Consider the following 14,854-nt stretch of genomic DNA (forward strand, 5'->3'; position numbering starts at 1 on the left):
ATTACAATTTTGCCGCTTCCATTACCCAGACAAAATCATTATGCTTTTGAAAGGCGATCCTGAATTGTTCTGAGGTAAAGATCATTTCCATTTCCGAAAGCGTCGGATAATGTTCCGTTTCAAGGTCTTCCGCCAATTGCAGGAACCCTTTTTCCTTCGCTTTTTTAACAGCGGCAGAGAAGGCTTCCCGATCCTTGAAGACGGTATCAGCAAACACTATTTTACCATGCTTTCCGAGCATTTTTCCATATCGCTTCACAGCCTCCCGTTTCTCTTCGTTTGTCAGGTGGTGAAACGCATAGGAACTGACAATCGTGTCGGGAGAAAACGGCGGTTCCGGAAAGTCGAGAAAGTCTCCGTCAACGATCACTGCATTCTCCGCTAGCTTTGCCTCGGCAATTTCCCTCATTGCTTTTGAAGGTTCTACACCTGTGACTCCCTTTCCGGCTGCCAGCAATTTTGCAGTCAGATTGCCAGTGCCGACGCCGAATTCAAGAACTTTATGCCCGGAGCGGCTGACGACATCATCCAGAATGCCGTCGTAGTTGCGAAACACTTCTTTGTACTGAAGATCGCGGCCAACTACTGTATCATCATAAGAATTTGCCCAGTTCTCAAATAAAGGAATGAACTCTCTTCCCATTTTATCGTCACTCTCCATCTATTTTTACAATTCCTATAAGTATAGTATGATTTATTTGGTTGATTAGTTCTTATCCTACCACAAGTCATTCGTTTTGGGTACAAAAAAGGCTTGGTTATATTTCCCTTGTCACCCGGACGCTTCTTTGCTTTAATAAAAAATGACTTGAAACGAATGGAGGATTGGTTTATGAACTTCGGGCTCGATCTGATCAAAGATAAAATTGAGTTTTTTGAGGCGCTGAGCTTAGAGGAGCTTGAAAAAAAGATCAGTCAGCAGATTGAAAACAACCAGGCGCTTTTGCTGAGGGTCCATTCGGTTTCCCATCAGACGGCGGTCATTGACGGACGGATCCACTACAGCGCAGTCGTGCATTTTAAAGCCGAATCATAAAAAAAAGCGCCCGGTTGTTAAAACCGGACGCTTTTTTCTTTACTTCAACTGTTCAACTTTTGTCGGCTTCCAGCCTTTCCCGTCAACCCAAGTAATGGCTACCTGGTATTTGACGCCGGTGTCCTTCGCCTGAATGGTTCCTTTCGCATCTTGCGGGCTGCCGTTGTTTCCGAGCCAGATCAACGTCATGTTATCCTGGGAAACCCCTGTCGCATATGAAATGGCTTCAAGCATTTCTTTCCAGTCTTGTGAAGACGAATCATATGTTGCGGTATGCTGTCCGCTCTGTTGTGTGCCGACAGGCTTCCAGTCAGGATTGATGATCGTTTTTTCAACATTGGCGCTTGAACCGCCTTCTTTCACTTCGGCTCCTTTAAACGGATCATCTGATGTTGATTTGTCCTCGTCTGAAGCAGAGTCTTTATCCTTGTCCGAGTCGGAATCGCTGTCTTCTTTGTCGGCAGAATCGCTTTTTCCTTTGTCCTCATCTTTTACATCTTCGTCAGACGTTTGTTTCTTATTGTCGGAAGCAGGTGCTTCTGTCGTCTGTTCAGAATCGTTTTTCGAAGCATCTTGCTGCGCCTGCTCCTTTGGGCTGTTCATCATCAGACTGCTGGCGACGACAACGATTAATACCAATACGATGCCTATTAAAATGTTAAGCACAAGATTCGCTTTCCTGCGCTTATCACGATTTTCAAAACGAGATTCCCTTGTTTCGCTCAAGTTCATTGCACTCCTTTTTCCCTCTTGCCTCGCTTTCTATTTTATCATCACCTGAGGCATTCTTCTATGTCTGGTTCTTTTCAATTTCATATACTTTTTTAACAATATCATAAAATACGGCATTTGTCGCAGCCTTGCTATCAGGCGTATCCATATGGACGACGACGAGCGCATATTTCGGTTTGTCCGCCGGAAAATAACCTGCGAACCATTTATGATAGAGCGATTTTTTGTCATCTGCCGTCCGGCCTGTCTGAGCTGTGCCCGATTTGCCCGCTACTTCGTACGGAAGATCTCTGAAGCGCCGGCCTGTCCCCTTTTCAGACGTGACGACTTTTCTGAGCAGTTTCTGCAGCTTTTGCGCGGTATACTGATCGATTTTCTCTCCGGGGAGCTTGTGATCTTTAAAAGCCGTCATCAATGTGCCGTTTTTATATTCGATCTGGTCTGCGATCTTGACTTGTTTTTTCTCTCCGCCTCTTGCAATGGTCGCCATCATGTTGGCGATTTCCAACGGGGTCAGCTTCACATTTTTTTGGCCGATGGCGGTCTGGGCTACAGCTTTTTTGACTTTTTTGTCCTTTTCATCCCCCCAGATTGATCCGGCAGTTTCATGATGAAACTGTCTGAACTCATCTTCATGATACAGCTTCCCTTCCCAGCCGACCCGTCCGGTCAGCCCAAGCTTTGCGGCGGTATCTTCGATCACGGAGCTGTTTTTTTCAACGAGCTGCCCAGCAAGATTTGTAAACGTGTAGTTGCAGCTTTCCGCAAAACTGTCTTCCAAGCTGAGCTTCCCTTTGTCTTCTCCGGCCTCACCGTACAGGTTCAAATTGCAGTTAAAGGTTTTTGACGGATGGTCCATGCCGTTTTCGATCGCTGCCGCGGCAATCACGGTTTTAAAAACCGAGCCGGGATATACCGGTGTCAGCATATAGTTTTGCCTTGTTTTTTGCGATGCCATGTTGAGATCGGGCTTGCTCGCAATCGCCGCCACGCCGTTCGTCTCGATGTCAATCAGAACCGCTCCGCCTTTATCAAGCTGATGGTCAGCCAGTACATCTTCCATTGCCCGCTGAACCTTTTTGTCGATCGTTGTTTTGACTTGCAGCGGGTAAAACGGATTTGCATCTGCCGTATATTTGACGTCCATACCGAACAAAGGGTTTCCCAATCCGTCCACATGATACAACAGTTTTGTATCTTGTTCAGGCAGCAGGAATTCATCAAATGTCCGCTCCATGCCGAAGGTGCCGATTTTCGTGCTGATGGAGAGGCCCTCTTTATCGGGATATTTTCGTCGGAGAAGGTCCGGGTCTTGATTGGTCATACCGAGCGTATGCGAAGCCAGCCTGTTCTTTTCTGTTTCTTCTATGTATACGCCGTAAACGCCGGGATATTTCAGTTTATTGATTTTTTCGAGAGCCGTCTTTGAAATGGACGCTCCTTCATGTTTTGTAAGAATCACAGGTTTTTTCGCATGCTCAAGCTTATTCTCGAGCTCATCTTTTGTCATGTTTAAAATTTCGGCTGCTTCTTCGGCCGGCCATGGCTGATGTTTTAAAAAAGGAAATAAGACGATGGCCGGTTTTTGGCTGACGGACAAATGTTCGCCGTTCCGATCTAAAAAAGATCCTCTCCCGTCTGAAATCCGAACTTCCTCAGTGCGCTGTTTGACGCTTTCCTGGATTAAGTTCACATTCCGTTTAGAAAAGGATTCGGTAAAAAACAGTTGAATTTCAGCGAGCCTGATCAGCAAAAATAACAGGGCAGCCGAAATGATAATCGACACCCACTTCATGCGCTTTTGCCATTTCATAATAAAAACACCTCATCCACATTGTGGACGAGGTCATCGTTTGCTAAACAAATTTTATGAAATTTTCACAATCTTTACAAGCATTTCGCCGCCCGGTGTTTGAACGGTCACTTCGTCCCCGACCTGTTTGCCGAGAAGGCTTTTCGCGATTGGGGAATCGTTCGAGATTTTTCCTTCAAACGGGTCGGCTTCCGCGCTGCCCACAATGGTATAAGATTCTTCTTCACCGTCAGGAAGCTCCGTAAATGTAACGGTTTTTCCGAGGCCGACGATATCTGAGTTTGCACCATCGTCTTCGATGATCTTTGCGTTGCGGATCATATTGTCAAGGGTTGTGATGCGCCCTTCTACAAAAGCTTGTTCTTCTTTTGCTGAATCGTATTCGGAGTTTTCGGAGAGGTCTCCGAAGCTTCTTGCCACTTTAATACGTTCAACAACTTCTTTACGTTTAACCGTTTTCAAATACTCAAGTTCTTCTTCCAGTTTTTTCTTTCCCGTTTCTGTCATAGGAAATACTTTCTCTTGTGCCATGTTCCTTCACTCCTTCTAGTTGGTTCCTCATCACTTGTATGTGAGGTATAGACTTGAATATACAAGAATGAGGACAACCCTTGTCCCCTTCTTCTCTCCCATATTTGTAAAGTATCATATAAACCGGATGGAAGGCTCCGGTAAATGGTGCTTATACAGTTAAAGAAGGGCTCAGGATGAGAACCCTTCAATTTCTATACATAATATGGTCAGAGTTGTGTTTGTCTATGCTATGTTATTATAAAATCGCGTTTTGTTCAAGAATAGTTTGTATTTTTGTTACCATCAGGTCGATGGCGACGCGGTTTTGTCCGCCCTCCGGAATAATGATATCGGCATAGCGTTTCGTCGGTTCGACAAACTGGTTATGCATCGGTCTGACGACTGAGATGTACTGCTCGATGACAGAATCGATCGAACGTCCTCTTTCTTTTATGTCTCTGACCATCCTTCTGATGATTCGCAGGTCGGCATCCGTATCGACATACAGCTTGATGTCCATTAAGTCGCGGAGCCTTTCATCCTCGAGGACAAGGATTCCTTCCAAAATAATAACATCTTTCGGATCGACGTGCACGACTTCCTCTGAACGCGTATGCAGCTTGTAATCGTAAATCGGCTTTTTGATCGGCTTGTAGGCAAGCAATTCGTTTAAATGCTCGATCAAATAGTCATTATCAAATGCAAGCGGATGGTCGTAGTTCGTGTTCAGCCGCTCTTCAAACGGCAGATGGCTCTGATCTTTATAATATAAATCCTGTTCCAGCATCAAGATCGAATGACCTTTAAACTGTTCATAAATGGATCTGGTGACGCTCGTTTTTCCAGATCCGGAGCCTCCCGCTATGCCGATAACTACCGGTTTTTTCCCCATGCCATTACTGCCCCTTTCTCATCATGTTGCTAGGATATATCTTGTTGTCCACTTTAAATTTGACGATCTGCAGGGGATGGCGGGCTGCATCAAGCACATTGCCTTTTTCGTCCCATATCGTGTCAATTTTGCATGTGAAATTTTCGATTTCCGGACCGAAAAATTCGACTTCATCTCCGGTTTTAAAGAAGTTCCGCTGCTGGAGCGTGACCATTTTTGTCTCTTCATCATAATCAAGGACAAGTCCGGCAAAGTCGTATGTTGTCTTTTTGCCGTGAACGCCGAACATCTGCTCTTCATATCCGGGGGTTCCTTCAAAGAAAGCAGGCGCCGTGTCTCTATTGGCGCATTTGTCCAGTTCTTTCAGCCATTCTTCTTTGATGACGAAATTTTCGGGGTCAGCACAATAAGAATCGATCACTTTTCTGTACACACTGACGACTGTCGCAATGTAGTGGATCGATTTCATCCGGCCTTCGATTTTCAGGCTGTCAATACCCATTTCAATCATTTGCGGAATCGATTCGATCAGCTTCAGATCTTTCGGGCTCATCGCAAACGGTGCATCGCCTTCTTCATATAGCGGCAGTGCATTCGCCCCGTCCGTCTGATACAAATCATAGTCCCATCGGCATGACTGGCAGCAGCCTCCGCGGTTAGAGTCTCTGGCCGTCATATGGTTGCTGAGCACGCAGCGGCCGGAATAAGCGATGCACATCGCACCATGTATGAATGTTTCGATTTCAATATCCACTTTTTCTTTCATTTCTCTGATCTCAAGTGCGCTCGTTTCGCGCGCGAGCACGACCCGCTCAAGGCCTTCTTCCTTCCAGAACTGAACGGCTTTCCAGTTTGAAAGGGACTGCTGGGTGCTCAAATGCACTTCCAGCTTCGGCGCGACCCTGCGGCATGTTTCAATGATCAGGGGATCAGCGACGATAATGCCTGACACGCCTGCTCCCTCGAGGTCGCGCAAATAGTCTTCTAGCCCGTCGATATTTTCTTCATGCGCAAAAATGTTTGTCGTCACATAAATTCTGGCGCCGTATTTTTTCGCAAATTCGACACCTTCAGCCATTTCTTCAATTGAAAAGTTATCTGCGTTTGAGCGGAGTCCATATTCACGTCCGCCGATAAATACAGCGTCTGCGCCATAGTGGACAGCGATTTTCAGTTTTTCCAAATTTCCCGCCGGAGCAAGAAGTTCTGGCTTTTTCGTAATGACGCGTTTTCCATCAACGATTTTGGAAATTTTATCTTTTACTGCAGACATGGCTATCCCTCCTTTTAGTATACTGTTTCTTTGAAAAAGAATCCGGTATCGATGCTGCGGTTTGCAGGCTGCAGCTGTTCAATCCGCTCGATCCATTCTTCTTTCTTGTCTTCGTATGCTTCTCTGTCTGCGATGCAAAGGTCGATGGCTTCGCGGTACATGGCCGTTACCTCAGTCATGTATTCGACCGATTTTAAAATCCCTTCAATTTTAAATGAATCGACGCCGGCATCGATTAAATCCTCAAGCTCATCAATGATGCAGACGTCATTCGGACTCATGATGTGCGTGCCGTTTTCGTCTTCGAAAATCGGATATTTGTTACCGCGTTCTTTATCATGAAGATACATGCCTTTTTCTTTTTTCTTTCCTTCGATATCCATGACTTTTCCCTGGTATTCAAAATAGTTGCCGATCAGGGAGCGCTTTGACTGGAACATACATGTCATGCCGTGAACCTGAATTTCGATCTCGACTTCTGCTTTCTCTTTAATCTCAACGATGCTGTCCATGTTGAGCTCTCTTGCGAGCACCGCGCGCTTCGCGCCCTTTCGCCCCCAATAGTTGCAGGAATAATGGTTGGTTGCGGTCGTTTCCGTATTCCAGTGAAGTTTCATATTCGGCGCTGATTCCCGTGCAGCCATAAGTACAGCGGGATCGCCGAAGACAACCGCATCGGCGCCTGCCTCGTCCAAGAAAGAAAGGTAGTCATTCAGTTCTGGAACCCGGTCATTGTGAAAAATCGCATTCACGGCAACATATACTTTTGCGCCTTTTTGATGAGCCTGAATGATGGCTTCTTTTACTTCCTCTCTGGAAAACTCCCCGGCTAAACGCAGACCGAACCTTTGTTCACCGATGATAAACGCATCGGCGCCCGCCTCTGCCAAAGGCTTAATATCCGAAACAGCCGTCGGCGTCACAAGCAGTTCAGGCTTTTTCATATCCGTTCACCTCTTTTTTGACTGACGGCCAATCCGTCGCCCACAGGCAGGATCGCCGTGTGGTAGTCAGGATGCTCCATCAGCCAATGATTGTAATGATCTATTTTCGATACAAGCTTTTTGATGCGCTTGTTTTCGATCTGATTGTAATCTGATGCGACAAGGCCTTTGAAAAGGACATTGTCAGTAAAAATGATGCCGTCATCGGCGAGCATTTTTTCATATATACTGAAAAACTTCTGATACTGGCCTTTTGCGGCATCGATAAAAAGCGCATCATAAGGAGCCATCGATTGAACGGCGTCCGATTCGCTGAGCGCATCGCCGAAGAACACGTGAATTCTGTTTTCAAGCTGGAATGACCGGATGTTTTTCAACGCTTCCCGATACCTGTCTTCATCGCGCTCGATCGTAAAGATTTCAGCTTCGGGAAGGGCAAGTGCCATCCGAATCGCCGAATAACCGATGGCGGTACCGATTTCAAGAATTTTTTTCGGATTTTTGAGTGAAAGAAGCTGCAGGAGCACTTCGATTCCTGTCGGTTCCATAATGGGCACGCCATGCTTTTCGGCATAGGCCTCCAGTTTCATAATTTCAGCCGGCCTTTGCTTCAGCAGCTTTTCAAGATAGCCGGTCAATTCTTCGTGTCCAATCTTCACGGGCAGATGGCCTCCCTTTCATAAAAAAGAGCCTTAGGTCAGATGTGCAGCACTCTCCTAAAGCAGTCGACTGTCTTTTCTCAATAAACAACCCGATATATTTTATCATAAAACCTTTGTATTTGCGAATAAAAGGAGAGTAATTTTTACTCTCCTTTTTCCTCGTCCTGCGTGTTCGTAATGTATTTTGCTTTTGCTTTATTGTGTTCTTCAAGCGTTTTTGTAAAGACGACTTCCCCATTTTTCTTTGCAAGGAAATAAACATAGTCTGTTTGCTCCGGATTTAATGCCGCTTCCCAGGAGCTCTCTCCCGCGTTAGCAATCGGCCCAGGCGGTAGACCGGCATGTTTGTACGTATTATACGGGGAATCCGCTTCAAGGTCTTTGTACATGACACGGTTTTTATGCTCCCCAAGCGCGTATAAAACGGTCGGATCCGTTTGCAATGGCATGTTTTTGCTGATGCGGTTGTAAAAGACGCTTGAGATTTTGTGCCGGTCCGCTTTTTCGGTAGCTTCTTCTTCAATTAACGAAGCCATCGTCAAGGCTTTGTGGACGGACATCTTTTTGTCTTTCATCTGCTTTTCATACTTTTCAGCCAGCTGATCTGTTTGTTTGATCATCGCTTCGATGATTGCGTCCAGCTTCGTCTCAGGGTCGTAAAACGGATATGTCGCAGGATACAGGTATCCTTCAAGCGGATGCTTGATATTCTTGTTTAGCACGTCGTCGGTGATCAGTTTCGGATACTTCTGTTTTAATCGGCTGATGAATTCGCGGTCATCCAGCTTTTTCATAATGTCCGCTGCCGAGTAGTTGGTTTGTCCGGCGATGATAGCTGCGATTTCCTGGAGCTGTCTTCCTTCAGGAACGGTAATTTTAAATGCCGGTACATGCGAAGCGCTCGTCAGCTTTTTGACCATGCCGGCCGCATCCATCGACTGGCTGAGCTGAAAGTTCCCCGCTTGAAAGCCGGAGACATTTTTAAATTTCACATAAGCGATAAATACTTTTTCGTTTTTAATTAGGTCCTCTTTTTTCAGTTTGGCGGCGATGGACGTAACGGTCGATCCTTCCGGAATATAGACGCTGACCGTTTTTGCATTATTTTTATCGACCGGTTCGAGCGCCGATTTGACGTAGAGCGAAACAGCGCCTGCGGTTAAAATCAGCAGAACCGCGACCACAGTCAGCCAAAACTTTATTTTATGTTTAAGGAGTCTTTTTATAAACGGTTTCTTTGTCTGATCTTCAAACATTGGTGTCCTCCTCTCCTCCCATGGTATATACTACATGATTCGTTATCATTCGGCAATTTATTACAAAATGTTTTAATAAAAAAAGCCGCCTGTCGGCAGCAGGGCGCAAATGATTGCAGATGCCCATTTAAAAAATGACAAAATCCTAAAACGGTTTAAGTTTTAGGATTTTGTCAAGCGGTTCAGCCGCTGCTTTATTCTTCTTCGTCTTCATCCGCTAAAAACGTGTTCAGCGTCTCTTCGATCATATCCCACTCTTCTTCTGTTTCAATCGGCATCAGTTCGCCGTCTTCTCCGGCTTCATTCGGTACGAAGCTTGAAGCATGGATCTCGATCTCTTCCTCATCCTGTGCTTCAACCGGATAATAAAGCACGTATGACTTGTTAAACTGATCGCTGTCAAATGTGAAGAGCACTTCACACAGCTGTTCGTTTCCTTTGTCGTCTACAATCGTAATGTTTTTTTCTCCGTGTTCCATCTTATTCACCTCATGAGTTTAGGCTGTCGAGATATCCTTGAAGGATCATCACGGCCGCCATTTTATCTATTACTTTTTTTCTTTTCTGCCTGCTTACATCTGCTGAAATCAGCATTCTTTCGGCCGCCATTGTCGAGAGGCGCTCGTCCCAAAGCACGACGGGAACTTGAAACGTTTCTTCAAGCACTTCCGCGAACTTCTGGCTCGCCTCCCCCCTCGGGCCGACGGTTCCATTCATGTTTTTGGGAAAACCGAGTACAATCTTGTCAATGACATAGTCTTTCGTCAATTCGGCGAGGCGGTTCAAGCCGTAGTCACCGCCCGCCTCGTCGATTTTAATCGTTTCTATCCCTTGAGCCGTCCAGCCCATTTCATCGCTCAGCGCTACGCCGAGCGTTTTCGAACCTAAATCCAGACCTAATATTCGCATGCTTGTTTACGCCTCTTTATGCTGTTCTAAGTACGATTTAACCAATTCTTCGATTATCTCGTCTCTTTCTATTTTCCGAATCAGGTTACGTGCATCTCGATGCCTTGGAATGTAAGCGGGATCTCCTGATAGCAGGTATCCGACAATTTGGTTGATCGGGTTGTAGCCTTTTTCCTGAAGCGCATCATGGACGGTTATCAGCACTTCATTTACATTGGTTTCCATCGAATCGTCGGAAAAGTTAAATTTCATCGTCTTATCAAATGAGCTCACCGTTTTGCACCTCTTTCCCAAATTCGCAGGCAAAGTTTCAGCCTGATTACCTTCTAATCACCATTCTACACCACAACGGCTATTTATAAAACGGATTTTACCCATTCTTCCGCAGATGCTAATGCTTCAGCAAGCCGCTCAGGCTGTTTTCCTCCCGCCTGCGCCATGTCTGGACGGCCGCCTCCGCCGCCTCCGCATGCTTCTGCGACTTGCTTGACAAGCTTGCCTGCGTGGAAACCCCGCTCTATTAAATCTTTTGTAACTCCGGCGGAAATATTCACTTTTTCGTTTTGAACCGCCCCGAGAACGATGACGGCTGAGCCCAGTTTCGCCTTCAGATCGTCAACCATTGTGCGCAGGTGATTCATATCTTTGGCATTCACTTTTTCTGCGAGCAGTTTGATTCCGTCAATTTCTTTTACTTTTTCTAAAATCTCTCCGGCTTCTTTATTTCCCAGTTTCGCCAATAAAGATTCGTTTTCTCTCTGAGCTTCTTTCAGATCAGACTGGAGCGCTTCGATCCGTTTCGGCACTTCCTTCACATTGGTTTTCAGGACTTCTGCCGCCTGCTCGAGAAGCTCCAGTTTGGCGTTCATCTCTTCATAAGCGCCCTGCCCAGTTACCGCTTCGATTCTGCGGGTGCCGGCCCCGATGCCTGATTCGGACACGATCTTAAAGAGACCGATTTCAGCCGTGTTTCTCACGTGGCAGCCTCCGCACAGCTCGATGCTGTAGTCGCCAACTTGAACGACGCGGACGATGTCTCCGTATTTTTCGCCAAACAGCGCCATGGCTCCCATCGCTTTCGCTTCATCAATCGGTTTTAAGTCGATTTGCACAGGAATCGATGCCCAAATTTTCTCGTTCACTTTTGTTTCTATTTGTTCGAGTTCTTCCTTAGTCACCTGTCCAAAGTGAGAGAAGTCAAAGCGCAGACGGCTGTCAGTGACTAGCGAGCCGGCCTGGTTGACATGCGTACCGAGCACATCTTTCAGCGCCTGATGAAGCAAATGTGTCGCGGTATGGTTTTTGACGATGTCTTTTCTTAGCCGCTCCGTGACTTCTGCGGTCACGCTCATGCCTCTTTTAATTGCGCCGCTTTCCACGATCCCTTCATGCAGGTTCTGGCCGTTCGGCGCTTTTTTAACATCTGTGACGCGAATCGCGGCATCCCCGCTTTTAACCCAGCCTCTATCACCGATTTGCCCGCCGCTTTCAGCATAGAACGGGGTTTTTTCCAGGATAAACTGAACTTTCTTGCCTTCTTGAACGAGGTCGGCAAGTTCCCCGTCTTGAAGAAGCTCGGCGATTTTCGTTTCCGTTTTGATATCGGAATAGCCGATGAATTCGCTTTTTGTCATGATATCGCGGAGAGCGCCGCCTTGAACCTGCATGCTGCCGACGTCCTGGCGCGCCTGCCGGGCCCGTTCGCGCTGCTTGTCCATCTCGCGCTCAAATCCGTCATGATCGACTTCCATGCCTTCATCTTCGGCGTATTCTTCGGTCAGTTCAACAGGGAATCCATACGTATCATACAGTTTAAAGACATCTTCCCCGGAAATGATGCGGTTTCCTTTTGCTTTTTCCTTTTGAATCACTTCTGAGAGAATCGCCAAGCCCTCGTGCAATGTTTCATGGAAGCGTTCTTCCTCTGTTTTGATGACTTTCGCGATAAAGTCCGCTTTTTCTTTGACTTCGCCGTAGAATGCGGCCATGATGTCGGCCACTACCGGCACGAGCTCATACATAAACGGACGGTTGATATTGATGGACTTCGCATAGCGGACAGCGCGGCGAAGCAGCCTTCTGATGACATAGCCGCGCCCCTCGTTTGACGGAAGCGCTCCGTCGCCGACCGCAAACGCAGCCGTTCGAATATGGTCGGCCACAACCTTAAATGCCGTATCTTTTTCAGCAGATGTGCCGTACTTTTCTCCTGAAATGGCTTCTGTCGCCTTGATGATCGGCATAAACAAATCCGTATCATAGTTCGTCTTGGCATCTTGAATAACAGATACCATCCGTTCAAGACCCATCCCCGTATCGATGTTTTTCTTCGGAAGCGGTGTGTATGTTCCGTCAGGATTGTGGTTGAACTCGGAGAACACAAGATTCCATACTTCAAGGTAACGCTCGTTCTCCCCACCCGGGTAAAGTTCCGGATCAGACGGGTCATTTCCATAATCTTCACCGCGGTCATAGAAAATTTCGGTATTCGGTCCGCTCGGGCCTTCACCGATATCCCAGAAGTTTCCTTCCAGTCTGATGATCCGTTCCTCAGGAACGCCGATTTTTTTTGACCATAATTCATACGCTTCGTCATCTTCCGGATGGACCGTGACTGACAGCCGTTCGGGATCGAAGCCGATCCATTTTTGATCGGTTAAAAATTCCCATGCCCACTCGATCGCTTCTTCTTTGAAATAATCGCCGATCGAAAAGTTCCCGAGCATTTCAAAGAACGTATGGTGGCGGGCTGTTTTCCCGACATTTTCAATATCGTTCGTCCTGATTGATTTTTGAGCGTTGCAGATACGCGGATTCTCCGGCACAACCCGTCCGTCAAAATATTTTTTCAGCGTCGCAACTCCGCTGTTGATCCAAAGCAGGGAGGGATCTTCATGCGGAATAAGAGAGGCGCTCGGTTCAACGGCATGCCCTTTTTCTTTAAAAAAATCTAAAAACATTTGGCGCACTTGTGCGGATGTCAATGTCTTCATTATTTTTTCCTCCTTTAAATGATGCACATGCAAATTAAAAAGCCCCCGCCCTATGCAAACAACGTTTACACAGGGACGAGAGCTCCTCTCGCGGTACCACCCTGATTATGGTCGTAACAAAACGCCCATCACCTTGATATCCGAATAACGCCGGATGAAGACGGCAGGTTTTCGCCTGCACTCAGGATTAGCTTCTACTGATCTTCTGTTAAAGCTCTTTCACCGCAATGGAGCTTCTCTCTATAAAACAGGGCTTCAGTATACTCGGATCCGTCAATCGAGATACGTATGTATGTCTATTTCGAAATTATAGACAACGGAAGCCGTTATGTCAAACTTCTGCCGCTCACGCTTTTCTTGCCGCTAAAAAATGGACGAGCATCACTTTGATAACGGCCATGACAGGCACAGCCAGAATCATGCCGATGATGCCGGCAAGCTCCCCGCCCGCCAGCAATCCAAGCATAATGACGACGGGATGCATATGCAGGCTTTTCCCGACGACAAGAGGGCCGAGAATATTGCCTTCGATAAACTGCAGCACCAAAATCGTAATGATCACCACGAAAACGAGCCTCGTCGATAAAGCGGCAGCTACCATAACGGCGGGAATCGCGCCGATGACGGGACCGAAATACGGGATGACATTTGTCGCGCCGATGACAAGGCCGAGGATCAGCGGATAGGGCAGGTCAAAAAACCAAAATGACAGGCTCGCTCCCAAGCCGATGACAAGACAGACAAAAAGCTGGCCTCTGATGTAGTCTCCAAGAGAATCATCGACATCGCGGATGAATTCGCTGCCTCTCGCCCTCCATGAAGAAGGCGTCAAATACCATACCGCCTTCTTCATCGTATCAATATCTTTCACCATGTAGAATACTAAAAAAGGAATAATCGCCGCCACGAGCATATAATCAAAAACGAACCGGATGCTTCTGATCGTCCGTTCCACCCAGCTTGCTACGAATTCCTCCGTCTGATTGACGAACCTGTCGATCCTGTCGTGCATGCCGTCGGGCCAGCCGTCTGTATGATGATGCAGCTGATCCAGCATGCTTTCGTAAGATGCGGCAAGAAACGGAATTCCCTCTGATAGCTCTGTCAGCTGTTTAATGAGGATCGGCACCCCTTTGTAAAAGGCGTAGCCGAGACCGGCAAAAAACAGAACATAAATCAGCAAAATACTCAATGTTCTCGGCACGCCGGCCCGGTGTATCTTTTCAACGACAGGCAAAAGCAGATAGGTGATAAAAACCGCAATTACAAGCGGAATCAGAATCGACTTCAGCAGCACGCAGACAGGCTCCCAAATCATTCTCAGCTGCAAAAAGATATAGACGGTTAATAGCAAAAGCATGAAGATCGAGACCCACATTAAAAGCTGCAGCGGTTTTTTCAGCATTTTTTTCACCCCTTGTTAGCTTTTGATTTCTGCTTGTAATTATTCCCGAAGAAAAAAGGGACACCCTTTTAAAGGTATCCCTTCTGCTTAAAACATTTTCATGACGCGTCTTCTCAGCTTTCTCATGTTTCGCTTGTTCATCATATCGTTCTGAGACGCCATGTAGTACATCAAAGCCCCGGCTCCTAAAGAAATGAGAGAAGTCATTGTACGATTCAACTTTCTAACCTCCATTCAAAGGTTAATCGTTCGTTCGTCATCTGAAAACAGATCGTCCAGGCTGCTCAATGTTCCGTCCTCTTCGACTTGATGAGTCGAAATTTTTCCTTTTGAAAGGGTCAGCTCAATAAAGCATCCCCAGCAGTAATATTGATTTACACCGATTTTGCCGATGTTTTTGCTTTTGCAATTCGGGCAAACGAGCAT

17 protein-coding genes and 1 other annotated feature are annotated in these 14,854 nt (G+C 46.6%); of the genes, 1 reads left to right on the forward strand and 16 read right to left on the reverse strand.

Features of this window, described 5'->3' with window-relative positions:
- Position 1: 1 nt before the first annotated feature.
- Positions 2-643, reverse strand: coding sequence for a class I SAM-dependent methyltransferase (locus MHH76_RS14550; protein WP_043054419.1), 642 nt, complete (start codon positions 641-643; stop codon positions 2-4).
- Positions 644-832: 189 nt separating this feature from the next.
- Between MHH76_RS14550 and MHH76_RS14555 the strand changes: the two genes are divergently transcribed.
- Positions 833-1,036: a YrzA family protein gene (locus tag MHH76_RS14555; protein WP_023855370.1), complete on the forward strand. Its 204-nt coding sequence runs from the start codon at positions 833-835 to the stop codon at positions 1,034-1,036.
- A gap of 39 nt (positions 1,037-1,075) precedes the next feature.
- Here MHH76_RS14555 and MHH76_RS14560 read toward each other — a convergent pair whose 3' ends face one another.
- The 15 genes from MHH76_RS14560 to MHH76_RS14630 all read right to left on the reverse strand — a co-directional run bounded on the left by MHH76_RS14560 (position 1,076) and on the right by MHH76_RS14630 (position 14,854).
- Positions 1,076-1,768, reverse strand: a complete 693-nt coding sequence (locus MHH76_RS14560) for a YrrS family protein (protein ID WP_026579203.1) — start codon at positions 1,766-1,768, stop codon at positions 1,076-1,078.
- Positions 1,769-1,826: 58 nt separating this feature from the next.
- Positions 1,827-3,581, reverse strand: a complete 1,755-nt coding sequence (locus MHH76_RS14565) for a penicillin-binding protein 2 (protein ID WP_025811065.1) — start codon at positions 3,579-3,581, stop codon at positions 1,827-1,829.
- 54 nt (positions 3,582-3,635) lie between these two features.
- Positions 3,636-4,112, reverse strand: coding sequence for a transcription elongation factor GreA (gene greA, locus MHH76_RS14570; protein ID WP_020452389.1), 477 nt, complete (start codon positions 4,110-4,112; stop codon positions 3,636-3,638).
- 238 nt (positions 4,113-4,350) lie between these two features.
- Positions 4,351-4,986 (reverse strand): uridine kinase, encoded by a 636-nt coding sequence (udk, locus tag MHH76_RS14575; RefSeq protein WP_020452390.1) that lies wholly within the window; start codon positions 4,984-4,986, stop codon positions 4,351-4,353.
- 4 nt (positions 4,987-4,990) lie between these two features.
- The gene (locus tag MHH76_RS14580) at positions 4,991-6,259 is read right to left on the reverse strand and encodes a U32 family peptidase (RefSeq protein WP_020452391.1); all 1,269 of its coding nucleotides are present in this window, start codon (positions 6,257-6,259) and stop codon (positions 4,991-4,993) included.
- A 14-nt stretch (positions 6,260-6,273) separates the two neighbouring features.
- Positions 6,274-7,203 (reverse strand): peptidase U32 family protein, encoded by a 930-nt coding sequence (locus tag MHH76_RS14585; protein WP_020452392.1) that lies wholly within the window; start codon positions 7,201-7,203, stop codon positions 6,274-6,276.
- A complete protein-coding gene (locus MHH76_RS14590; RefSeq protein ID WP_020452393.1) occupies positions 7,200-7,862 on the reverse strand; it encodes an O-methyltransferase in 663 nt (220 codons plus the stop codon). The genes MHH76_RS14585 and MHH76_RS14590 overlap by 4 nt, the downstream gene beginning before the upstream one ends.
- A gap of 146 nt (positions 7,863-8,008) precedes the next feature.
- Entirely contained in the window at positions 8,009-9,121 is a 1,113-nt protein-coding gene (mltG, locus tag MHH76_RS14595) for an endolytic transglycosylase MltG (protein WP_025811064.1), read from the reverse strand.
- A 194-nt stretch (positions 9,122-9,315) separates the two neighbouring features.
- Positions 9,316-9,600, reverse strand: a complete 285-nt coding sequence (locus tag MHH76_RS14600) for a DUF1292 domain-containing protein (protein ID WP_016885528.1) — start codon at positions 9,598-9,600, stop codon at positions 9,316-9,318.
- A 10-nt stretch (positions 9,601-9,610) separates the two neighbouring features.
- Positions 9,611-10,030 carry a Holliday junction resolvase RuvX gene (ruvX, locus tag MHH76_RS14605; RefSeq protein ID WP_003183918.1) on the reverse strand — a complete coding sequence of 140 codons (420 nt, stop codon included), beginning with the start codon at positions 10,028-10,030 and terminating at the stop codon, positions 9,611-9,613.
- 6 nt (positions 10,031-10,036) lie between these two features.
- Positions 10,037-10,303 carry an IreB family regulatory phosphoprotein gene (locus tag MHH76_RS14610; protein WP_003183920.1) on the reverse strand — a complete coding sequence of 89 codons (267 nt, stop codon included), beginning with the start codon at positions 10,301-10,303 and terminating at the stop codon, positions 10,037-10,039.
- Between the two features lie 83 nt (positions 10,304-10,386).
- Positions 10,387-13,023, reverse strand: a complete 2,637-nt coding sequence (gene alaS / locus MHH76_RS14615) for an alanine--tRNA ligase (protein WP_023855375.1) — start codon at positions 13,021-13,023, stop codon at positions 10,387-10,389.
- Positions 13,024-13,091: 68 nt separating this feature from the next.
- Positions 13,092-13,309 (reverse strand) — a binding site (T-box leader).
- A gap of 60 nt (positions 13,310-13,369) precedes the next feature.
- Positions 13,370-14,428: an AI-2E family transporter gene (locus MHH76_RS14620; RefSeq protein WP_023855376.1), complete on the reverse strand. Its 1,059-nt coding sequence runs from the start codon at positions 14,426-14,428 to the stop codon at positions 13,370-13,372.
- Positions 14,429-14,515: 87 nt separating this feature from the next.
- A complete protein-coding gene (locus MHH76_RS14625) occupies positions 14,516-14,647 on the reverse strand; it encodes a YrzQ family protein (RefSeq protein ID WP_003183926.1) in 132 nt (43 codons plus the stop codon).
- 15 nt (positions 14,648-14,662) lie between these two features.
- Positions 14,663-14,854: a hypothetical protein gene (locus MHH76_RS14630; protein ID WP_016885531.1), complete on the reverse strand. Its 192-nt coding sequence runs from the start codon at positions 14,852-14,854 to the stop codon at positions 14,663-14,665.

Source organism: Bacillus sp. FSL L8-0193 (genome assembly GCF_037976065.1).
Classification (GTDB): domain Bacteria; phylum Bacillota; class Bacilli; order Bacillales; family Bacillaceae; genus Bacillus; species Bacillus paralicheniformis.

Coding starts and splice junctions, on each gene's coding strand:
- MHH76_RS14550 (WP_043054419.1), bottom strand. CDS start 643: ATGGGAAGAGAGTTCATTCCTTTATTTGAGAACTGGGCAAATTCTTAT.
- MHH76_RS14555 (WP_023855370.1), top strand. CDS start 833: ATGAACTTCGGGCTCGATCTGATCAAAGATAAAATTGAGTTTTTTGAG.
- MHH76_RS14560 (WP_026579203.1), bottom strand. CDS start 1,768: ATGAACTTGAGCGAAACAAGGGAATCTCGTTTTGAAAATCGTGATAAG.
- MHH76_RS14565 (WP_025811065.1), bottom strand. CDS start 3,581: ATGAAATGGCAAAAGCGCATGAAGTGGGTGTCGATTATCATTTCGGCT.
- greA (WP_020452389.1), bottom strand. CDS start 4,112: ATGGCACAAGAGAAAGTATTTCCTATGACAGAAACGGGAAAGAAAAAA.
- udk (WP_020452390.1), bottom strand. CDS start 4,986: ATGGGGAAAAAACCGGTAGTTATCGGCATAGCGGGAGGCTCCGGATCT.
- MHH76_RS14580 (WP_020452391.1), bottom strand. CDS start 6,259: ATGTCTGCAGTAAAAGATAAAATTTCCAAAATCGTTGATGGAAAACGC.
- MHH76_RS14585 (WP_020452392.1), bottom strand. CDS start 7,203: ATGAAAAAGCCTGAACTGCTTGTGACGCCGACGGCTGTTTCGGATATT.
- mltG (WP_025811064.1), bottom strand. CDS start 9,121: ATGTTTGAAGATCAGACAAAGAAACCGTTTATAAAAAGACTCCTTAAA.
- MHH76_RS14600 (WP_016885528.1), bottom strand. CDS start 9,600: ATGGAACACGGAGAAAAAAACATTACGATTGTAGACGACAAAGGAAAC.
- ruvX (WP_003183918.1), bottom strand. CDS start 10,030: ATGCGAATATTAGGTCTGGATTTAGGTTCGAAAACGCTCGGCGTAGCG.
- alaS (WP_023855375.1), bottom strand. CDS start 13,023: ATGAAGACATTGACATCCGCACAAGTGCGCCAAATGTTTTTAGATTTT.
- MHH76_RS14620 (WP_023855376.1), bottom strand. CDS start 14,428: ATGCTGAAAAAACCGCTGCAGCTTTTAATGTGGGTCTCGATCTTCATG.
- MHH76_RS14630 (WP_016885531.1), bottom strand. CDS start 14,854: ATGCTCGTTTGCCCGAATTGCAAAAGCAAAAACATCGGCAAAATCGGT.